General features: G+C 65.5%; 18 protein-coding genes. 4 read left to right on the forward strand and 14 right to left on the reverse strand.

The genetic code is table 11. The annotated features are described in order from the left end of the window. Positions 1 to 7 precede the first annotated feature (7 nt). Both QAZ22_RS24375 and QAZ22_RS24380 read right to left on the reverse strand, forming a co-directional pair. Positions 8 to 1,381 carry a cytochrome c gene (locus QAZ22_RS24375; protein ID WP_278203280.1) on the reverse strand — a complete coding sequence of 458 codons (1,374 nt, stop codon included), beginning with the start codon at positions 1,379 to 1,381 and terminating at the stop codon, positions 8 to 10. Between the two features lie 287 nt (positions 1,382 to 1,668). Next, positions 1,669 to 3,261, reverse strand: a complete 1,593-nt coding sequence (locus tag QAZ22_RS24380; protein WP_278203281.1) for a WD40 repeat domain-containing protein — start codon at positions 3,259 to 3,261, stop codon at positions 1,669 to 1,671. 253 nt (positions 3,262 to 3,514) lie between these two features. On the opposite strand from QAZ22_RS24380, the gene QAZ22_RS24385 reads away from it, so the two are divergent. Beyond that, complete coding sequence (locus tag QAZ22_RS24385) at positions 3,515 to 3,604, forward strand: putative RiPP precursor (protein WP_278075689.1); 90 nt, start codon at positions 3,515 to 3,517, stop codon at positions 3,602 to 3,604. A 241-nt stretch (positions 3,605 to 3,845) separates the two neighbouring features. Here QAZ22_RS24385 and QAZ22_RS24390 read toward each other — a convergent pair whose 3' ends face one another. The 8 genes from QAZ22_RS24390 to groL all read right to left on the reverse strand — a co-directional run bounded on the left by QAZ22_RS24390 (position 3,846) and on the right by groL (position 13,117). Further along, positions 3,846 to 4,622 carry an exodeoxyribonuclease III gene (locus QAZ22_RS24390; protein WP_278203282.1) on the reverse strand — a complete coding sequence of 259 codons (777 nt, stop codon included), beginning with the start codon at positions 4,620 to 4,622 and terminating at the stop codon, positions 3,846 to 3,848. A gap of 30 nt (positions 4,623 to 4,652) precedes the next feature. Beyond that, the gene (locus QAZ22_RS24395) at positions 4,653 to 5,321 is read right to left on the reverse strand and encodes an alpha/beta family hydrolase (RefSeq protein WP_278203283.1); all 669 of its coding nucleotides are present in this window, start codon (positions 5,319 to 5,321) and stop codon (positions 4,653 to 4,655) included. 294 nt (positions 5,322 to 5,615) lie between these two features. Continuing rightward, a complete protein-coding gene (locus QAZ22_RS24400; protein WP_278203284.1) occupies positions 5,616 to 6,740 on the reverse strand; it encodes a tetratricopeptide repeat protein in 1,125 nt (374 codons plus the stop codon). After that, positions 6,737 to 7,648, reverse strand: a complete 912-nt coding sequence (locus QAZ22_RS24405) for a Ku protein (protein ID WP_278203285.1) — start codon at positions 7,646 to 7,648, stop codon at positions 6,737 to 6,739. Before QAZ22_RS24405 ends, QAZ22_RS24400 begins: the two co-directional genes overlap by 4 nt. A 369-nt stretch (positions 7,649 to 8,017) precedes the next feature. Then, entirely contained in the window at positions 8,018 to 8,305 is a 288-nt protein-coding gene (locus tag QAZ22_RS24410; RefSeq protein ID WP_278203286.1) for a GIY-YIG nuclease family protein, read from the reverse strand. Positions 8,306 to 8,405: 100 nt separating this feature from the next. Beyond that, a complete protein-coding gene (gene ligD / locus QAZ22_RS24415) occupies positions 8,406 to 10,898 on the reverse strand; it encodes a DNA ligase D (protein WP_278203287.1) in 2,493 nt (830 codons plus the stop codon). A 236-nt stretch (positions 10,899 to 11,134) separates the two neighbouring features. Further along, entirely contained in the window at positions 11,135 to 11,359 is a 225-nt protein-coding gene (locus QAZ22_RS24420) for a hypothetical protein (RefSeq protein ID WP_278203288.1), read from the reverse strand. A 129-nt stretch (positions 11,360 to 11,488) separates the two neighbouring features. Beyond that, positions 11,489 to 13,117, reverse strand: a complete 1,629-nt coding sequence (groL, locus tag QAZ22_RS24425) for a chaperonin GroEL (RefSeq protein ID WP_278203289.1) — start codon at positions 13,115 to 13,117, stop codon at positions 11,489 to 11,491. 330 nt (positions 13,118 to 13,447) lie between these two features. On the opposite strand from groL, the gene QAZ22_RS24430 reads away from it, so the two are divergent. Beyond that, on the forward strand, positions 13,448 to 13,945 hold the full coding sequence (locus QAZ22_RS24430; RefSeq protein WP_278203290.1) for an N-acetyltransferase: 498 nt from the start codon (positions 13,448 to 13,450) through the stop codon (positions 13,943 to 13,945). 216 nt (positions 13,946 to 14,161) lie between these two features. Continuing rightward, the gene (locus tag QAZ22_RS24435) at positions 14,162 to 15,169 is read left to right on the forward strand and encodes an aldo/keto reductase (RefSeq protein ID WP_278203291.1); all 1,008 of its coding nucleotides are present in this window, start codon (positions 14,162 to 14,164) and stop codon (positions 15,167 to 15,169) included. Positions 15,170 to 15,351: 182 nt separating this feature from the next. Here QAZ22_RS24435 and QAZ22_RS24440 read toward each other — a convergent pair whose 3' ends face one another. The 4 genes from QAZ22_RS24440 to QAZ22_RS24455 all read right to left on the reverse strand — a co-directional run bounded on the left by QAZ22_RS24440 (position 15,352) and on the right by QAZ22_RS24455 (position 18,357). Further along, positions 15,352 to 15,579, reverse strand: coding sequence for a hypothetical protein (locus QAZ22_RS24440; RefSeq protein WP_278203292.1), 228 nt, complete (start codon positions 15,577 to 15,579; stop codon positions 15,352 to 15,354). Between the two features lie 141 nt (positions 15,580 to 15,720). After that, complete coding sequence (locus QAZ22_RS24445; RefSeq protein ID WP_278203293.1) at positions 15,721 to 16,350, reverse strand: glutathione S-transferase family protein; 630 nt, start codon at positions 16,348 to 16,350, stop codon at positions 15,721 to 15,723. 252 nt (positions 16,351 to 16,602) lie between these two features. Then, a complete protein-coding gene (locus QAZ22_RS24450) occupies positions 16,603 to 17,697 on the reverse strand; it encodes an NAD(P)/FAD-dependent oxidoreductase (protein WP_278203294.1) in 1,095 nt (364 codons plus the stop codon). Positions 17,698 to 18,123: 426 nt separating this feature from the next. Next, positions 18,124 to 18,357, reverse strand: coding sequence for a hypothetical protein (locus QAZ22_RS24455; protein WP_278203295.1), 234 nt, complete (start codon positions 18,355 to 18,357; stop codon positions 18,124 to 18,126). A 228-nt stretch (positions 18,358 to 18,585) separates the two neighbouring features. Here QAZ22_RS24455 and QAZ22_RS24460 point away from each other — a divergent pair, with 228 nt between their 5' ends. After that, positions 18,586 to 19,185 (forward strand): DUF922 domain-containing protein, encoded by a 600-nt coding sequence (locus QAZ22_RS24460; protein WP_278203296.1) that lies wholly within the window; start codon positions 18,586 to 18,588, stop codon positions 19,183 to 19,185. Positions 19,186 to 19,483 lie beyond the last annotated feature (298 nt).

Consider the following 19,483-nt stretch of genomic DNA (forward strand, 5'->3'; position numbering starts at 1 on the left):
CTATGTTCTAGTCCTTGGCTCCTATGTTTTCGGGGGCGCGCTCGATGCCGTCGGAGGGCCGAACGCTGACCTGGTATTTCCCGCTCCTGGTGTCCGCGAGCTTCGCTTGCGCGTCCGGCCAGGCCGGCTTGGCGGCATAGGCCTCGCGCAGATAGGCGAGCAGGTCGACCACCTGGTCGTCCTTCAGCGTCGCGGCGAAACCCGGCATGATCGGGCTCTGGCGGCCGCTCGCCGCCGGCAGGCCGAACAGCACGACGTTGATGGCGTTCTGCGCGTCGGACGCCGCAATGGTGCTGGAGAGGTGGAAATCGATGCCGCCGAAGGGCTGCGCGCGGCTGCCGTCATGGCAGGTGGCGCAGGCCGCCTGGTAGATCGCGCCGCCGCGGCTGGTCACGCTGCCGGTCGTGGCGCTCGCCGGTATCGGCGTGCCGCCCTGATCGGTCGAGAGTTTCTTGCGGACCGCCTCGCCTATCGCCGCGCGCTCGGGCGTCGGCGCGCCCATGCGGGACGTCAGGTAAGTGGCGATGGCGCCGATGTCGGAATCGGGCAGCCGGCCGAGATTGCCGGTGACTTCGGCCATCGGTCCGTTGGCCACGCCATGGTCGGCCTGCCAGCCTTGCCTCAGATAGGCAAAGAGGCTGTCACGCGTCCATGGGATCGGAGCGGAGGACGAGGCGTCGAGCGCGAAGGCTGTCCAGCCCTCGGCCTCGCCGCCGGCCAGATGCGATCCCTTCTTTTCGGCGCCGAGCGCGTTGCGCGGCGTGTGGCAGGCGCCGCAATGGCCGAGGCCCTCGAACAGATAGGCGCCGCGGTTCCACTCCGCGCTCTGGGACGCATCCTCGCGATAAGCACCCTTGTCGAAGAAGAGCAGTTTCCAGCCGGCCAGAACAAACCGCACGTTCAGCGGGAACGGCAGTTCATTGGCGGGAGGCTGGTTCTCCACCGGCCGGCGCGTCATCAGATAGGCATAGAGCGCCTTGTTGTCCTCGTCGGACACAAGCGTGAAATGGTCGAACGGAAAGGCCGGGTAGAGATGATCGCCGTCACGATCGACGCCCTCGCGCATGGCCCGGCTGAAGGCGGCTTCCGACCAGCGTCCGATGCCGGTCTTTGGGTCCGGCGTGATGTTGGTGGAATAGATGGTGCCGAAGGGCGTCGGCACCGCCAGCCCGCCGGCGAAGGATTTTTCCCCCGGCTTGGTGTGGCACGCGGTGCAGTTACCGACCGAGGCGAGCACGGCCCCTTTCTCGATCAGCGCCTGGTCGAAAGCGGCGCGCTGCGGCGGCTCGACCGGATCGATCTCAGGCTTCCAGGCATAGGCGCCGAAGCCAACCACGCAAACGACAGCGAGAATGAGAACGCCGATCCAGAAACGTTTCAAGAAGGGCCTCCTTTGCGCGAGGCACGGCGGGCACGCGTCGCAGGCGTGGCGCCACGCGAGGAGAACTAGGTTCGAGGTGCGGGGCGTCAATGACAGCTGATCTCCTCCCTTGAGGGGGAGATGGCCGGCAGGCCAGAGGGGGTCGTCTCGCGCGGAACTCCAGCGTCGTGCAAATGCCGCAAGAAGGAGTTGGCGCTCTACGCGCAGCGACCCCCTCTGTCGCCTTCGGCGACATCTCCCCCTCAAGGGGGGAGATTGCGCCCGGCCGCTTTCGCCGATCTCCTGCGTTACTCCGGCGCGCCGGCGAACAGCACCGTCCCATCCCCGCCGGCCGCCGGCCAGCCGCGGATGGTGCGGTCGATGCCGCCGGTGAGAAGCGTGCCGTCGGCGGCGAACGCCACCGAGTACATCGGCCCGGTGCCGGGGTCGAATTCGGCGATCTCGGCGCCTGTGTCCATGTTCCAGACGCGCGCGGTGCCGTCGAGCGAGACCGAGCCCAGCCGCTTGCCGTCGGCGGACAGAGCGAGCGCATAGACCGTGCCGGAATGGCCGTCGAAGCGACGCACTTCCCTGAAGCTGTCGAGGTCCCAGAGCTTTATCGTGTAGTCGCCGCTGCCGGTCACCGCGTGGTGGCCGTCAGCGGTGAAGAGAGCGCCATAGGCGCCGCGGTCGTGGCCATGCCAGCTGCGCAATTGCTTGCCGGCGCCGATGTCCCAAAGCTTGAGCTCGCCGTCGATGCTGCCGGTGAGCGCTGTTGTGTCGTCGGGCGAGACGGCGACCGAGCTGACAGACCAGTCGTGGCCGGGCAGGACGTGGAGCACCGCGCTCTTCTCCAGGTCCCAGACGATGACGGAACCGCTGTCGTGGCCGCTGACGGCGCGTTTGCCGTCCGGGCTGACGGCGAGCTTGTTGACGCCGCCGTTCTGGCCCGACGAGAAGACATGCAGCACCGCGTCGTCGGAAAGCTGGCGCAGCACGATCTCGCCATCGTCGCCGGCGGTAAGAGCGGTCTTGCCGTCGGGCATGAAGAGTGCCGTGCGCGCCATGTCCTTGTGGACGCCGAGGTCGCGGATCAGCCGCTTGCCGTCGATGTCCCAGAGCTTGATCATGCGGTCGGTGCTGGCGCTCATGATCTCATGCCCGTCGGCCGAGACCGCCAGCCAGACGACGGCATCGCGATGGCCTTCCGGCGCGGTCGGCTGCGCCGGCGGCTCGGGCGGAGGCGGCGCCACCGTCTCGGGCGGCGAGGCGATTTCGGGCTGAGCAACGGGCGCCAACGCCGTCTGCTGGACGGGCTCCGGGGCGGCTGGGGCAGCCTGCTGCGTCGGCAGCTGCGCTGGCGGCACTGGCATCAGGTCGGGCGGCATCGTAGCCAGAGGCGTCGGCTCGGCGGGCGCCGCGACGGGCTCGCCGGACGGGCTCCCCGCCGTTTCCTGGGCGAGGGGAGCCGGCTGCGGGGCCGGGGCCGGCGCGATCCCGACCGGCGTCGCGGGCTGCGCCGGAGCGGCGGCAACCTCCTTGGATTCGGCCGGTTCGCCACCAGGCGCCTGCCAGAGACCGAGCTGGTCGGCGACGATGGCGAGCAGGGCAATGAGCGGCACGGCAAGCGCGATGCGGCGCAGCCTGGGGCGCCCGGCTGGCACGATCTCGGCGTCGCGGCCGAAGAGAGGCGCCGAAGGATCGTGCTTCGGCGCCGCCGGCAGCAGGCCGGCGAGGAACGAAAGCCCGGCGAGAATCGAAAGCACGCCCGCCGCGCCGAAGACCTCGGCGCTCGTCCTGGCCGGGGGCTTGCCGCCCAGCGCCAAATAGAGCTTGGCGAAGCAGACGAGGCCGACTACGAGCATCGCCAGCGCCAGCAGCTTGTCGGTCGATCTTTTCATAGGCGTTCCCCCCGCGCCTTCCTGCCCGATAGCGGAAAGCGCATCGGCCATCCTAGCCGAGCTTCTTTCCGTGGCTAAGTGCGAGACATCACACGAAGAAAGATAAATGTGCCTCGGCCGGGCGAGGCATAAAGCGCCGGCGGTGTGAGCAGAAAGCCACATTCCCCAAGAATGGACGGGACTGCTAGCCGGCTTGGTTGACAGAAAACGGCCTTATGACATCATCCGGGCGGGATTTTCAGGAGAGCTTGGCATGAAGAAGATTTACGAGAGGCCTTCGCTGGTGAAAAAGGGCCGGCTTTCGGCAGTCACCGCGCAAGTGGCGCCATCCACGGCGACTTGACGGATTTTGAGACGCTAGGCTTTCGCGCGAGCATTTTCGCGAATCGTCGGGCAATGGCGGACCGGCAGGTTGATCCGGCAGCGAAGGGCGTCCTGTGTCGGCCGTCGGGATTCTCCAGCTTGGCGGATACGTTCAGGATCTGCGAGCAAGCAATAAGATCACCAAGCGTCTCATTTCTTCCAGCGCCCTCATCCGTCTCGGCGCGACGCGCCGAGCCACCTTCTCCCACAAGGGGAGAAGGTCAGGTTGCCAATTCCACCCACACCGGCGCGTGGTCGCTGGCGTTGTCCCCGCCCCGCACCTCGCGATCGATGCCCGCCCCTTTCAGTTTTCGCGCCAGCTTCTTCGACAAGAGGATGTGGTCGAGCCTGAGCCCCGCGTCGCGTGGCCAGCGGTTCCGGCGGTAGTCCCAGAAGGTGTAGAGCTTCTCCGCCTTCGGAAAGACCTTGCGCAGCGCGTCCGTCCAGCCTTGCTCGATCAGCGCGGCGAAGGCGGCGCGGCTTTCAGGCTGCACCAGCGCGTTGTCGTCATAGGAGCGGGTGGCGTAGATGTCGCGCGGCTCGGGCACGATGTTGTAGTCGCCGGCAAGCACCACCGGCAGGCCGGTGTCGAGCAGTAGCTCGGCATGCGCCGCGAAGCGCTCGTGCCAAGCGAGCTTGTAGTCGAATTTCGGCCCCGGCTGCGGGTTGCCGTTCGGCGCGTAGAGGCAGGCGATCACGATGCCGTCGACCGCCGCCTCGATATAGCGCGCCTGACGGTCGGCGTCGTCGCCGGGCAGCGCATCGCGCGTCAGCACCGGCTCGGCACCGCGCGCCAGGATCGCCACGCCGTTCCAGGTCGGCTCGCCTTTCCACACCGCGCCGTAGCCCGCATTCGCAAGCCGGGTCAGCGGGAACTGGGTGTCGCGCGACTTCAGCTCCTGAAGGCAGACGACGTCGGGCTTTGCACGCGCGAGCCAGGCGAGGAGGTTCTCCAGGCGGCTGTTGATGTTGTTGATGTTGAAGGTGGCGAGTTTCATTTTTGGATGTCGAAGGCGCCCCTCGCTTCGTCATCTTCGGGCTTGACCCGAGGATGACGAAGTCGATGGCGCCATCCAGGCCTTCACCGTCTCCGCCACCGTCTTCAGATGATCCGCCGCCGAAAACCCCGAGATCGCCTTGCGCGGCTTCAAATCGTGGTCGCCGTCCTCCAGCCAGACCATCTGAATAGCCTCGGAAAGGCCATAGGTCGCGACCTCGTCCTTCGTGCCGAACTCGTCGCGCGTACCCTGGAAGATCAGCGTCGGCGTCTTCAAGTCGGTAAGATGCTTCGTCCGAAGCTGCTCAGGCTTGGCCGGCGGATGGAAGGGATAGCCCAGACAAACCAGGCCGGCGATCTCGCCCTTCGAAAACAGCTCGTCGGCGACCATGGAGGCGACGCGCCCGCCCATCGACTTGCCGCCGATGATCAGCTCACCGGTGATGCCCTTGGCGCGCAGGTCGGCGATCGCCTTGATATATTCCGGGTTCACCGTCTCGGCGCGCGGCGGCGGCTTGCGGTGGCCATAGCGGCGCGCCGCCATGTAGTGGAACTCGAAGCGCGCGACGCGAAAGCCGGCCGCGGCGAGCGCCTTGGCGGTGGCGGCCATCGAGGCGGAATCCATCGGCGCGCCGGCGCCGTGGGCGAGCAGGATGGTGACGGGGGCGGCTTCCGGGCCGTCGAAGAGGAAATATGTCATGGTGTCTCCGGCGTGGGCGACCCCTTCTCCCCTTGTGGGAGAAGGTGGCCGAGCGAAGCTCGGACGGATGAGGGGTGCTCCAGCTTGGCGGACACGCCCATCGATGTACCGGCACGCGACAAGATCACTAGCGCCTCATTCCTTCCAGCACCCCTCATCCGTCTCGGCGCTGACGCGCCGATCCACCCCGGCCCTTCGCAGGCTCAGGGCGTTCGAAGCTCGAAAAGCCAAGCAATTGGCTTTTCGTCCGCTGCGCGGACCGCTTCTCACCCACAAGGGGAGAAGGAAAGGCGCTCACCCCGCCGTCCGCGCCATGTGCAGATCCACGAACTGTATCCCCTTCCGCGCCAGCCCCGCCCACTCGGACTCCGCATCCAGCTCCAGATACCGCGTCCACAGCCGACGCGCCTCCAGCAGATTGCCTGCGTCGAACTCCAACCGCGCCAGGTTGAACACCGGGTCGGCATAGGCCTTGTCGAGCGCGATCGCCTTCTGCAGATGCCGCCTGGCGGAGGCGACCTTGCCCTCGTCGCTCATCAGCCCGGCGAGGTTGAACCAAGCCTCGACGAAGCCGGGATCGAGTTTTATCGCTCGGGCATAGTCATGCGCGGCCTCCGCGACGCGGCCGGCGCCGCGCAGGCAGTTGGCGCGGTTGAAGGCGGCGATGGGATCCTTGGGGTCGATCGCCATGCAGCGCTGGTAGAGGACGGCCGCGTCGTCGTGGCGGCCCTCCTCTTCCGATGCTTCCGCCTCTGCGAAGAGTTCCTCCAGCGTGTCGTCTTCCGGGCTGCCCAGATCGAACAGCAGCTGGCCGTCGAGCTCGCTCCTTCCCTCGTCGAGATAGATCGCGTCCGGGCGGCCATGCTGCGAGCCGAGATTGAGCGACTTGGCGGTGAGCGAAGCGACCGGGCCGGAGCGATGCACCGAGCGCGCGATCGCGCCCCAACTGGCGCCGCTGGCGATCAGCCCGGCATATTTTCTGGCCAGGATCAGGTCGCGGAAGGAATAGGGCTCGCCGTCATGCTCGAAGGCGTCGAACAGCGAGAGCATGTCCAGGTCGTCGCCGGCGAGCCGCGACTGGTCGATCAGCGACTGCCTGGACAGCGACGATGCCTCCGGCGCTTTCATCAGGCCGAGCAGGCGCAGGAAGCCGTTCTCGCTGATCAGTTGGCGCCCGGCGTCGCGCTCGGCCTTCGCGCGGCGCTCGATCTCGGCGTCGCCGGCCTTTGCCAGCCCGGCCTTGGCGAGAAGCGCGCGGCCGAACACGACATGGGTGGTGCGCCGCGTGACGCCGCGCCGCAGCTCGGCATGGCGGCGCTCGACCTCGCGGGCGGCGAGCCTGAGCGGAAAGGCGGCAAGCGCGCCGACGGCGCCGAAGACGGCGCCGGGGAGGATCACTGGCCCTGCGTTTCCCGTCACTTCTTGCTCTTGCCGACGGCCTTCAACAGGTTCGCCTTGAGCGGATTTTCAGGCGCGCCGCCGCCGGCAGCCGCCTTCTTGGCGGGCTTGGCCGGCGCTTCCTCGGCCTTGCTCTTCGACTTGGCCGGGGGCTTGGCCGATTGCGACAGGCTCGCCTTCAGCGCGTCCATCAGGTTGATGACGTTGCCGCGCTCGGGTGCGGCCGCAATGATCGGCTTGTGGCCCTTCAGCTTCTCGCGGATCATCGCCATCAACGCCACCTCATAGCGATCCTCGTAATTCTTCGGATCGAAGTGGGTTTCCTTCTGCTTGATCAGCGCCTGGGCGAGATCGAGCATTTCCGGATCCGGTTTGCCGGCGGGGATGTTGCCGAAATATTCAGTCGTGCCGCGCACTTCGTTCGGGTTCCTCAAGGTGCAGACGAACATGCCGTTCTCGCGCGCGCCGATCGTCACCACACGCTCGCGGCTCGAAAGCACGAGGCGGGCGATGGCGAGCTTGCTGGACTTGCGCATCGCCTCGCGCAGCACGATGAAGGTCTCCTCCGCCATGGCGCCGTCGGGCGCAAGGTAATAGGGCGAGTCCTGATAGATGACGTCGACCTCGTCCTCGTCGACGAAGGCCTCGATGTTCATCGTGTGATTGGATTCGATCCTGACCGCGTCGAGGTCGGCGTCATCGATGATGATGTACTGCTTGTCCTCGTATTCGTAGCCGCGGACAAGGTCCGAGCGCTCGACCAGGCCGAGCTCGGGATCGACCGGCTTCATGTTGATGCGGTTGTGGGTCTTCTTGTGCAGCTGGTTGAACGAGATGCGCTCGCTCGCGCTGGTGGCTGGATAAAGCCGGACCGGACAGCTGACGAGGCTGAGCTTGAGGTAACCTTTCCAACTTGCCCTGGGCGCCATTGATTAACTCCTACGCGGCCATGCACTGACATCTATGTTGGAGCATGGTCTTGTCCAAAAACCGGTTCCCACTTTTGGGGACCATGCTCTCTGCAGCGTTTTTCGTCCGAAGGACGAGCAGCGCCGTGGAAATCCTACACCGACCCCTGATCTTACAGCCGAATTCCTAGCGAAATGTTTTTGGGACGGGGTTGGCGCGGAGGATAGTTCAAATTGTAGCAAGCGTCGATGGAGATACGGGCACGACGCTGGCGATTGGCCGAAGCCCCGAAGCTTCGTCATCCTAGGGCGAAGCAAGGAGCGAAGCGACGCGGCGCAGACCCTAGGATCCATGCCGTGACCTGCGAGCGCCGCAGCGGTGCAGAACGCTCACCAGCCGGTTCCGCGAAAGAGTTCAAACCATTCTGGGTTCGTCTTTTCGATCAAGTGAATCTTCCATTGGCGTGGCCAGCGCTTCAGCGACTTCTCACGCTGAATGGCATCAGTGATGTCGAAGTATTCCTCATACCAGACCAATCGCTGAACGCCGTAGCGGCTGGTGAAGCGCGAGCCCTGACCGGACTTGTGCTCAGGCATGCGACGTCCGAGATCATTGGTGACGCCGATGTAGATCGTGCCGCCTTTCTGGCTTGCGGTCATGTAGACATAGCCGGTCATGGATCAATCCTGGCCACTATCCTGCACCGCTGCGCCCTACGGCCAACGTCACGGCATGGATCCTAGGGTCTGCGCGCGTCGCTTCGCTCCTTGCTCCGCCCTAGGATGACGAAAAACGGGACGGCAAATCCCTGGCAGCCTCATCGATCTCCGCCCAGGGATCGCCCGAGGTCTCCAGCAATCCCGGCAGCGAGGCGTAGTTCAGGTCCTCCGGCGCGTCGATCGTCTCCAGGTCGGTCCAACTCACCGGCGTCGAGGCCGGCAGGTTGGTGCGGGCGCGCAGCGAATAGGGCGCGGCGGAGGTGTGGCCGCGGGCGTTGCGGTGGAAATCGATGAAGATGCGCCTCTTGCGGTTATCCTTGCCCATGGTTGTGGTGAAGGTATCGGGCGCGCTCGCGGCGAGCAAAGTCGAAATGGCGCTCGAGGCCTGGTGCAGTTTCTTCCAGTTCTGCTTGCGCGTCAACGGCACGGTGATGTGGATGCCCTTGCCGCCCGAAGTCTTGGCGAAAGGCACCAGGCCGAGGCTCTCCAGCCCGCCTTTGATGTGGACGGCCGCCTCCACCACCTCGCGCCATGAAATCCCCTCGCCCGGATCAAGGTCGAAGACGATCTGGTCGGGCTTGTCGAGCTTGGTGCGGTGCGTGCCCCAGGTGTGGAACTCGACGACGCCGAACTGCGCCAGCGCCAGATAGCCCTTGGCATCCTCGACCGAGAGATAGGTCTTGGTCTCGCCTTCCGAATTGGTCGATTCGAACACCGCCACCGAAGGCGGCATGCCCGTGAAGGCGTGGCGCTGGAAGAAGCAGTCCTGCGGCTTGCCGGTCGGACAGCGCACCAGCGACACCGGCCGGCCGATGATATGCGGCAGCATGAAATCGCCGACCAGCGCGTAGTAGACGGCGATATCGAGCTTGGTCGGCCCGGTCTTGCCGAACAGCCGCCTCTCCGGGTTGGTCACCCAGATGGTGGCTAGGTCGGATTCGGCGATCAGCCGCTTGCGCTTGACCGGCACCGGCGTGGTTAGCTCGCCGACATCGCGCAGGCCGCGGAAGACGCCATGGCGGATCGCATTGTCGCCGGTGCGGTTCGAATAATGGATGCGGGCCGACAGCAGCGGCTTCACCCAGTGCATCTCGCGCATCACCTCGCGCGGCGCACCTTCGGGCGGCGTGGCGCCGGCGGTCAGCCGCTCCAGCCTTGCAAGCAGTTCGGTCGCCATGTCGCGGTCGAAGCCGGTGCCGACCTTGCCGCGATAGTGCAGTTCGCCATTGTCGAACTCGGCCATGCCAAGTGCCGCCAGCCCTTCCGCCCGGTCGGAGACCGTATAGCCGGCGATGACGAAATCGTCCGTCTTCTGCGCCTTCACCTTGGTCCAGCTCTTGGTGCGGCCGCTCTGGTAGGTTGCGTCGGCACGTTTGGAGACGACGCCTTCGAGCCCCAGTTCCGTCGCCTGTTCGTAGAGCCCGCGTCCATCGCCCTCGACATGGTCGCTATACTGGATGGCGGAATTGGCGGCCTGGCCGGCAAGCAGTTCGGCAAGCAAGGCTTTGCGCTTTTGCAGCGGCACCTTGCGCAGGTCCCAGCCGTCGAGGTGGAGAAGGTCGAAAGCGTAAAAATGCAATTTGGAGCCGGCGCCCTCGGCGAGCGCCTCCTGCAGCAGCGCGAAGCGGGAGATGCCCTTCTCGTCGAGCACCATGATCTCGCCGTCGATGATCGCCCGGCTGACCGGCAGGCGCGCGAAAGCCTGCGGAAGATCGCCGTAGCGCTTCGTCCAGTCGATGCCGCCGCGGGTGATCAGCCGCACCTCGCCGTCGACGACATGCGCCATGGTGCGGTAGCCGTCGAATTTTATCTCGTGCAGCCAGAGCGTGCCGGTGTTCTCGATCGGCCCGCCGGGCGGCTCGGTCACCTGCGTCGCAAGCTGCGGTTCGATCCGGTTCGGCGGCTCGCCCTTCACCGCGCCGGGCAGCGCGCCGGGTTTCAGCGAGCCGGGCTTGGGCGGCAGGCGCTGCGGCTTCTTCGCCGGCGCCGCCAATTCCTCGATGCGGCGGCCGGACTTCACGCTTTCCGGCCGCGCCTCGAGGATGTCGAGCTTGGTGTCCGAGGCGAGATCGCGCTCCTTGAACAGCAGCCAGTTCTTCTTGTTCTCGTCCTCGCCGGGTTTCGGCTTCAGCCTGGTCAGCATCCAGCCGCCGTTGAGCTTCTGGCCGGCCAGCCGGAACTTGAAGGCGCCGGTGCGCAGGCTCTTCTCGACATCCTCCATCGGCGCCCAGGTGCCGGTGTCCCAGACGATCATCGGCCCGCCGCCATATTCGCCCTCGGGGATGACGCCCTCGAAGTCGATATATTCGATCGGATGGTCCTCGGTCTCGACGGCGAGGCGCTTGTCGGCCGGGTTGAGCGATGGGCCACGGGGTACCGCCCAGCTCTTCAGCACGCCGCCGACTTCGAGGCGCAGGTCGTAATGGTCGGCGGTGGCATGGTGCTTGTGGACGACGAAGCGGTTGCCGCCCACGCCGGTCGTACCGCCGGCAGGCTCGGGTGTCCGGCTGAACTCGCGCTTGGCGCGGTAGGTTTTGAGTTTCGAGGGCATGGGTCAGGCGGAAGTGGTGGCGGACGCGGCTTCCCAGCGCCGGGATCTCGCCATCCCTACGGTCGTCATCCTCGGGCTTGACCCGAGGATCCATGCTGTGACTTCAATCATATGGTGCAGCGGAGCAGAACCTGGACCGCAGCGGCACTTTGACGTCACGGCATGGATCCCAGGGTCTTCGCGACGTCGCTTCGCTCCTGCTCCGCCCTGGGATGACGAAGAGACAAGCGTCACGCTCAATCGTCGGTCGCCGGCGTCAGTTCCAGCTCGGCGGGCGTTAGCCCCTGCCTGAGCTGTGAAAGCCGGAACTCGTCGACCCAGTAAGCCTCGCCATCGACCAGCACGCGGGCCTGATAGGTGCCGCCGGAAAAGCTCTGCGCGGTGACATAGACCTTGTGGCGGTCGAGCGCCTTCTTCACCGCGGCGCGGCGGGAATTCTCTCTGGCGGCGGGACTGGCCATGGCATCACTCGATTACGCTGCCGCCGGGACTGCGGCCGCCGCCAAGGATGGCGGAGAGCGGAGAACGAGTCAATTTGGTCAGATGGCGATGCCGATCTCCTCCCCGTGGGAAGATCGGCCGTCACCTCCTCAATAGTCCATCCCCGCTCCCGGAGGCATCGCGGGAGCGGCCTCCTTCTTCGGCTTTTCCGCCACCATCGCCTCGGTGGTGACCAGCAGGCCGGCGATGGAGGCGGCGTCCTGCAAGGCGGTGCGCACCACCTTGGCCGGGTCGATCACGCCCTGGCCGTAGAGGTCACCGTAGTCGCCGGTCTGTGCGTTCCAGCCGAAAGAGAATTGCCCGTTCTCGCGCAGTCTGCCGACGATGATCGACCCTTCGGCGCCCGCGTTCTCGGCGATTTGGCGCACCGGCGTTTCCAGTGCACGACGCACGATCTCGATGCCTGTCTTCTGATCGGGATTGTCGACTGCGGCCGCGTCGAGTGCCCTTGCGGCTCTCAGCAAGGCCACGCCGCCGCCCGGCAGGATGCCTTCCTCGACCGCTGCGCGGGTGGCGTGCAGCGCGTCGTCGACACGATCCTTGCGCTCCCTGACCTCGACCTCGGTCGAGCCGCCGACGCGAATGACGGCGACGCCGCCGGCGAGCTTGGCCAGCCTTTCCTGCAGTTTCTCGCGGTCATAATCCGAGGTGGTTTCGTCGATCTGCTGCCTGATCTGGGCGACGCGGCCCTCGATCTCGGGTTTGGCCCCGGCACCGTCGACGATGGTGGTGTTCTCCTTCTCGACGGCGATCCGCCGGGCCCGGCCAAGCATGTCCAGCGTGACGTTATCCAGCTTGATGCCGAGATCCTCGGAGATGACCTGGCCGCCGGTGAGGATGGCGATGTCCTCCAGCATCGCCTTGCGGCGATCGCCGAAGCCCGGCGCCTTGACGGCGGCGACCTTGAGGCCGCCACGCAGCTTGTTGACGACCAGCGTGGCCAGCGCTTCGCCTTCGACATCCTCGGCAATGATCAAAAGCGGCTTCGCCGATTGAACCACCGCTTCCAGGATAGGCAGCAGCGCCTGAAGATTGGACAGCTTCTTCTCGTGGATCAGGAGATAAGGCTCCTCGAGATCGGCGCGCATCTTGTCCTGATTGGTTATGAAATAAGGGCTGAGATAGCCGCGGTCGAACTGCATGCCCTCGACCACTTCGAGCTCGGTCTCGGCGGTCTTGGCCTCCTCGACGGTGATGACGCCTTCATTGCCGACCCTCTGCATCGCTTCGGCCAGGAAGCGGCCGATCTCGGCGTCGCCATTGGCCGAGATGGTGCCGACCTGGGCGATCTCGTCGTTGCGGGTCACCTTGCGGGCATTGGCCTTGAGCTCGGCGACGATCACTTCCACGGCCTTGTCGATGCCGCGCTTCAAATCCATCGGGTTCATGCCGGCGGCAACGGCCTTCGCCCCCTCTCTGACGATCGTCTGAGCAAGCACCGTGGCGGTGGTGGTACCGTCGCCGGCAACGTCGCTGGTCTTCGACGCGACCTCGCGCACCATCTGCGCGCCCATGTTCTCGAACTTGTCGACCAGTTCGATTTCCTTCGCCACGGTTACGCCGTCCTTGGTGATGCGCGGCGCGCCAAACGACTTCTCGATGACGACGTTGCGACCCTTGGGGCCGAGCGTCACCTTCACCGCGTCGGCCAGAATATCGACGCCACGCAGCATCTTGTCGCGAGCTTCCGTATGGAATTTTACTTCCTTGGCAGCCATTGGAATCCTCCCTCCGCGAGCCTTCTCCTTGCCGGGGCTCGCACGTCTGTCGAACTAGTCTGGTGCCGCAGGGTTTCAAGGGCGGCAGCCAGGAATTTTCAACACTCGGCCGGCACTTCAACGCATTGTAATCGCGACGCTAATCAGGATAGCGCGGGCAAGAGCGGATGACTTCCGTGGCGGGGGGACTGTGCGGCGCAGCATCGGAACACTTCACCCCATCAGCCCGTTCAAATGAGGCCCGGCAATTGTCGACAGGCTTGCCAGGCAGGCGGGCCGGCTGCAGTAGTGAGCCGCGTCACACCGCGCCGGCGAATGAGGGAGATGGCAATGGTCCAGATCAGGGCAATGGCGAATGAGGATCTCGGCGCAGTCTCGCGGTTGCTCGGCCAGTCCTGGCGGCGGACCTATTCGCCGATCATGGGTGAGGAAAACACCGCCCGGCTCTCCGACGAGAGGCATGCGCCCGAGAAGCTGGCCGAGGAGCTTGCCGACGACAACAAGATGTCCTTTGTCGCCGAGCGGACCGACGGCTCGATCGCCGGCTATGCGATGGCGGCGATGGACGAGAAGGGCGACGTCACGCTCGACCGGCTGCATATCGAGCCGCAGGAATTCGGCAGCGGGCTTGCCGTCGACCTTCTGCATGCGGTGCTCGCCGCCCATGCCGGCATTCCCTCGATCGCGCTGGAGGTGATCGAAGGCAACGACCGCGCGGTCGCCTTCTATCGCAAGCACGGCTTCGAGATCGCCGAGCGCCGGCCGGCGGCGCATGGCGTCGGCGGCCATGCCTCGCTGATCATGCGCCGGCTGCTGTCAAGAGCTTGAGTTTCAAGCGGGCGGTTCAGGTGGTTCCGTCAGGGCTTCCGAGGGAGTGGAGTCGGCCGGAACCACCCGCCCGCCTTGTGTCCTTCCCAAGACGGATGAACGCTACGACCTACCGTCCTGCCCTGCTTTGATCCTGATCAAGCGAGCGCAGGCTGGACGCCTCGCCCTTGGCCTCTATATCTTCGCGAGCGCTTATTTTCCATTGGAGACAGACAGATGAGCCTCGGCAAGCAGAAACTCGGGGGCCAGGGGCTCGTCGTCTCAGCGATCGGCCTCGGCTGCATGGGCATGAGCCAGGCCTACGGGCCGGCCGACGAGGCGGAGTCGATCGCGACGCTACACCGGGCGATCGAGCTCGGCTGCACCTTCCTCGACACGGCCGAGGTCTATGGGCCTTTCCTCAACGAGGAGCTGCTCGGCCGCGCGCTGAAGGGCCGGCGCGACGAGGTGACGATCGCGACCAAATTCGGCTTCCGCATCGTCGACGGCAAGCAAGTCGGCACCGAGCGCGACAGCCGGCCCGAGCATATCCGCGAAGTTGTGGACGCCTCGCTCACGCGGCTCGCCACCGACCATATCGACCTGCTCTACCAGCACCGCGTCGATCCAGGCGTGCCGATGGAGGATGTGGCGGGCACGGTGGGCGAGCTGGTCGCCGAGGGCAAGGTGCGCTTCTTCGGCCTGTCGGAGGCCGGCATCGCAAACATCCGCCGCGCGCATCAAGTGCACCCGGTCTCGGCGCTGCAGAGCGAATATTCGCTGTGGGAACGCAACCTCGAGCCCGAGATCATCCCGGCGCTTGCGGAATTGGGCATCGGCCTGGTGCCGTTCGCGCCGCTCGGCCGCGGCTTCCTCGCCGGCGACGTCAAGCGCGCGGAAGAGTATCCTGAAGGCGATTTCCGGCGCGGCGACCCGCGCTACCAGGGCGAGAATTTCGACGCCAATGTCGCCGCGGCCGCGACGGTGCGCGACATCGCCGCCGCCAAGGGCGCAAAGCCCGGCCAGGTGGCAATTGCCTGGCTGCTCGCCAAGGGTCCGGAATTCGGCATCGACATCGTGCCGATCCCCGGCACCAAGCGGCGGACCTATCTGCAGGAGAATGTCGCCGCCGCCGACATCAAGCTCGACGCCACCGAGATGCTGGGGCTCGACATGGCGCTGACGCCCGACAGGGTTTCGGGGCCGAGATACAACGAGCGGACGATGTCGATGGTGGACCGGTAGGGGCGCCAGCCGATCTCCTCCTCGAGGGGGAGATGTCGCCAAAGGCGACAGAGGGGGTCGCTGCGCGTGGATCGCCAACGTTCCACGACGAAGAGGAGGCCGCCGCTCCATGTGAGACGACCCCCTCTGGCCGCTTGGCGGCCATCTCCCCCCTTGTGGTCCCTCAAGGGGGGAGATCGGCGCTACTTCTTCTTGCAATCCGGCAACGCCTCCATCGCCTTCCTGGCCTCGCCCTCGCTGGCGTATTTCTTCTTGCCGAGATCGACGACGAGCGTCCCGTCGGGCTTCTTCGGCACAATCTCGCACTGCTTCGAGACGGCATCCCTGGCGACCCAGTATTCCTCGGCCGCCATGGCGGGCAGGCCGGCCAAGCCAGCGGTGAGGATGGCGATGGCGATGGGGCGAACCATTCTGGCCTCCATTGCGTTCGTTGCAGGCAGGCGGAACCGTCGGCACCATAGGCACCATAGGCGGCAGGCGCCGGCACGCTGCTTTTCGGAAACGCCCCGCCCGCCCCTTCTGTTCCGGGACTTCGTTGGAGCGCGCTTCGCTCAGCCGCCCGAATGCGGGTCGATGCTGTAGGGGTGCACGGGATAGCCAGGGCCGATCGCCTCGCTCACCCGATCGATCCAGGCGCTGACCGCCGGATAGTCGGCGAGCGAGAAGCCGCAATCCTCGGCGCGGTGGCCGTAGGCATAGACGGCGATGTCGGCGATGGTGAGCGAGCCGCCGGCGAGGAAGGGCGTGTCCTGCAGGCTGCGCTCGAGCGCGGCAAGCGCGCGGATGCCCGCCTCGCGCTTGCCGGGAACAAGCGCCTTGTTGCGCTCCAGCCGCCCGGTCAGCGTCCAGAAGCGCAGCGAGCCGATGACCGGCTCGACATAATACTGCTCGAAGAACAGCCATTGCATGGCCTTGGCGCGCAGATGCCGGTTCGCCGGCAGATAGGGCGAGACCTCGGCGAGATAGACGAGGATGGCGTTGGACTCGGCGATCGCCTCGCCGTCCTCCAGCCGGAGCACCGGAACGGCGCCGGCCGGATTGAGCTTGAGAAATTCCTCCGAGTGGCTCTCGCCCTCGAAGATCGACACCTGCCGTGTCTCGTAAGCGATGCCGAGCAATCCGAGCAGGACACGCACCTTCCAGGCATTTTGCGACGGCAGATAATCGTAGAGCGTGAGCATGATGGGTCCCCTCTCTCGTCCAGGTGGCTTGCTTCGCATGGGGAATGCATGGGCGCCACCCGATTTATGCGCCATTAGTCTCCCCCCTTGAGGGGGAGATGTCGCCGAAGGCGACAGAGGGGGTCGTCTCACGTAAATCGCCAGCGTCGTCTCACGTCGCGGAGCGCGTTGGCGCTTCACGCGAAGCGACCCCCTCTGGCCTGCCGGCCATCTCCCCCTCAAGGGGGGAGATCAGCAACTCCGCCATGTCTCTCATCCCGCTATATCCATCGCCACCGCCTTTGCTTCGATGCCGATCTCGCGCAGCAGGCCGGTGACGGGGTTGTGGAAGCCGACGAGATAGACGCCGAGGTCGGAGGCGCCGGCATTGACGCCGCTTTTCGCCGGCCTGAGCTCCGCCGGCAGGATGCCGTCATAGCCCGGCCGATAGCCGGTGGCGAAGATCACCGCGTCGAAGTTTTTCTCCTGCCCATCGGCGAATTCCGCGCCGTCCTCGGTGAAGCGGACGATGTCGGGGAGGATGCCGATCCTGCCTGCCTTGATCGCCGCCACGGTGCCGACATCGATGACTGGAATGCGGCCGGCATCGATCTGAGCGAGGATGCCCTGCTTCGGTCGCACGATGCCGTATTTCTCCAACCTGCCCAGCGCCAGGTCGAGGATTTTCGGGAACATCCAGTCGTTGAGCGCCTGCGGCATCGGCCGACTCGCGATGCCGACCATCTGGATCGGCACGCCGAAGAGCTGGCGCGGCACGATGTGAACGCCCTTGCGCACCGAGATCGCCGGGTGCGCGCCGCTTTCGGCCAGGTCGAGCGCGATCTCGGCGCCGGTGTTGCCCATGCCGATGACCAGCACATCCTTGCCGACATAGGGTGCGGCCTCGGTGTAGGCGGCGCTGTGCAGCACCTCTCCCTTGAACGCCTCGATGCCGGGGAAGCCCGGCACGATCGGCTCGGCATTGTTGCCGGTGGCGATCACGATCTTGCTGGCGCGGATCTCGCCTGCGTCGGTCTCGACCAGGAATTTTTCGCCCACGCGGCGGATCGATTTCACCGTCACGCCGAAACGCGGCTCGAGGCCGAAGCGTTCGGCATAGGCATCGAGATAGGCGACCACCTTTTCGCGCGGGACGTAGCGGGGATGGCTCTTCGGAAACGGCACGAAGGGCAGCGAGGAAAACGACTTCACCGTGTGGAGATGCAGCCGGCGATAATGCCGCCGCCAGGCCGGCGCCACCTCGCTGGTCTTTTCGAGGATGGTGAAATCCACCCCCGCCTGTTTAAGGCAAGCGCCGACGGCCAGCCCCGCCGGCCCCGCGCCGACAATGACGACATTGGTGTCCAAGGCAGTGTCCTCCCCAAGGCCAAGCTATGACGAGAGCTGTACGAGCGGCAAGTAGGGAGAAGCACCTATCCTTCTCCCCTTCTTGTCTAGGGGATGCACACATTTCCAAGCGGCTGGTCTTTGGCGATAGCGTGCATGGCAGCATGGCGCATGCATTGTCCAATGTAGCGCTGGTCGACCCCCACTCCGTCTCGGCTTCGCCGAGCCACCTCTCCCCCGATCGACGGGGTAGAGGAAAGGCGCCAAGCCTCTTGCCGTCAACGCTCGTCCAGCAGCGCTCCCTTCCTTTCCCTCCGGAGGGGGGAAAGGTGGCGCTGCGAAGCAGCGACGGATTGGGGGAACCACGTGGCAATCAAGCCTCAGGTCGATCAGTAGTCACAGAAGATGTGTGCATAGCGTAGCCCTTCTTGTGGGAGAAGGAAGAACTTACTCCATCCCACTCGGCGCTTCGGGCTCGTCCTCGGGCGGCTCCAGGATCTCGATCAGCCGCGCTACCCTGGCGCTGGGCAATGCGTGCCCCTCGTTCACCAGCGCCTCGTCGGCGCCGATCCAGGCAACGGCCTCGTGCAATTCCTTAAGGCTGGCACCAGTGAGCGCGACGTCGGCGATGACGGCCTCGTCGACCGGACCAAGCACCGAAATGATCTCGTTGCGGGTCATCCTTGGCTCCCCATGGGTCGGGACGAATGGCATAGAAACGGGCGACGGGTGGGACAGGTTCCGGGACGCTGGCGCAGCCTATCTCCCCCTTGTGGGGAGATAGCGCGCCCTCGCCTTTTCTGCGCCATCCCGGCCTTAGCACGGCAACCGCAGGGGAGACGCCCTCTTTGCTCTCGCTGCCTATAAGCGCTATGCACGAAGCTTCGCCCGGAATCCCACCGAGTCCCCATGAAGCCTGCCCTCCTGCTTACCACCCTGCTGTTCTCGACGCCGGCCTTGGCCGACTGGCAACCGGTCGAGAAGATCGAGACCTATGCCATCTCCGGGCAAACCGTGGAGGCGCTCTATGTCTCGATCGGCGACAAGGGTCCGCTGATCGGCAGGGACAGCGCGGGCAATGGGCGGCGGGCGATCGCGCAGACCAATTTCAAGCTGACCTGGCAGCGTGACTACCAACCTCAAGGCGGCGCGTGCGTGCTGAGGACGGCGCGACCCAAGCTGATCATCACCTACACGCTGCCGAAGCCCGCGGGAAAACTCGCTCCCGACGTGCAGGCGCGCTGGGACGCGTTCGCCGCCGGGCTTATCGCGCATGAGAAGGTGCACGGCGCCGGCATCATCGACATGGTGGACAAGATCGTCGCTTTCAGCACCGGCCTCACCGTCACCGACGACCCCGGCTGCACGAAGGTCAGGGCCGAGCTGACGCAATATCTCGACAAGCTTTCCAAGGCGCAGCGCCAAGCCAGCCGCGACTTCGACAAGGTCGAGTTCGGCCCGGGCGGGAATTTGCAGAAGCTGATCGCGGCGTTTTTGATCGGCGAGTGATAAGGGCCAGGCGTGATAGTACCGCTGCCAGCGGCGGCGCGCAGAGCCACAACGGAAGCACCAACCAGCAATGCCCGCATTCGGGACGGACAGTCCCCAATCACGCTGCCGTCGCGACAGGTGCTATGTAAGATTTCCCGCGTAAGTTGAAGCTTATTATCTTAGTAATTTCTAATGTCTTTCGACCGCTATTCGATAGTTTGATCGGCAATCCGGTCTGGCCTGGCTTCACTCTCCCAGAGGCGAGCTTTGTCCATCTCTCCTCAGCGACGAAGGTATAAGCATGCGCACCGACGCT

The organism is Mesorhizobium sp. WSM4906, assembly GCF_029674625.1.
Taxonomy (GTDB): Bacteria; Pseudomonadota; Alphaproteobacteria; order Rhizobiales; family Rhizobiaceae; genus Mesorhizobium.

Bases quoted from the DNA above. Each gene is read 5' to 3' on its own strand.
- QAZ22_RS24380 (WP_278203281.1), bottom strand. From the start codon at position 3,261: ATGAAAAGATCGACCGACAAGCTGCTGGCGCTGGCGATGCTCGTAGTC.
- QAZ22_RS24385 (WP_278075689.1), top strand. From the start codon at position 3,515: ATGAAGAAGATTTACGAGAGGCCTTCGCTGGTGAAAAAGGGCCGGCTT.
- QAZ22_RS24390 (WP_278203282.1), bottom strand. From the start codon at position 4,622: ATGAAACTCGCCACCTTCAACATCAACAACATCAACAGCCGCCTGGAG.
- QAZ22_RS24395 (WP_278203283.1), bottom strand. From the start codon at position 5,321: ATGACATATTTCCTCTTCGACGGCCCGGAAGCCGCCCCCGTCACCATC.
- QAZ22_RS24405 (WP_278203285.1), bottom strand. From the start codon at position 7,648: ATGGCGCCCAGGGCAAGTTGGAAAGGTTACCTCAAGCTCAGCCTCGTC.
- QAZ22_RS24410 (WP_278203286.1), bottom strand. From the start codon at position 8,305: ATGACCGGCTATGTCTACATGACCGCAAGCCAGAAAGGCGGCACGATC.
- ligD (WP_278203287.1), bottom strand. From the start codon at position 10,898: ATGCCCTCGAAACTCAAAACCTACCGCGCCAAGCGCGAGTTCAGCCGG.
- QAZ22_RS24420 (WP_278203288.1), bottom strand. From the start codon at position 11,359: ATGGCCAGTCCCGCCGCCAGAGAGAATTCCCGCCGCGCCGCGGTGAAG.
- groL (WP_278203289.1), bottom strand. From the start codon at position 13,117: ATGGCTGCCAAGGAAGTAAAATTCCATACGGAAGCTCGCGACAAGATG.
- QAZ22_RS24430 (WP_278203290.1), top strand. From the start codon at position 13,448: ATGGTCCAGATCAGGGCAATGGCGAATGAGGATCTCGGCGCAGTCTCG.
- QAZ22_RS24435 (WP_278203291.1), top strand. From the start codon at position 14,162: ATGAGCCTCGGCAAGCAGAAACTCGGGGGCCAGGGGCTCGTCGTCTCA.
- QAZ22_RS24440 (WP_278203292.1), bottom strand. From the start codon at position 15,579: ATGGTTCGCCCCATCGCCATCGCCATCCTCACCGCTGGCTTGGCCGGC.
- QAZ22_RS24445 (WP_278203293.1), bottom strand. From the start codon at position 16,350: ATGCTCACGCTCTACGATTATCTGCCGTCGCAAAATGCCTGGAAGGTG.
- QAZ22_RS24455 (WP_278203295.1), bottom strand. From the start codon at position 18,357: ATGACCCGCAACGAGATCATTTCGGTGCTTGGTCCGGTCGACGAGGCC.
- QAZ22_RS24460 (WP_278203296.1), top strand. From the start codon at position 18,586: ATGAAGCCTGCCCTCCTGCTTACCACCCTGCTGTTCTCGACGCCGGCC.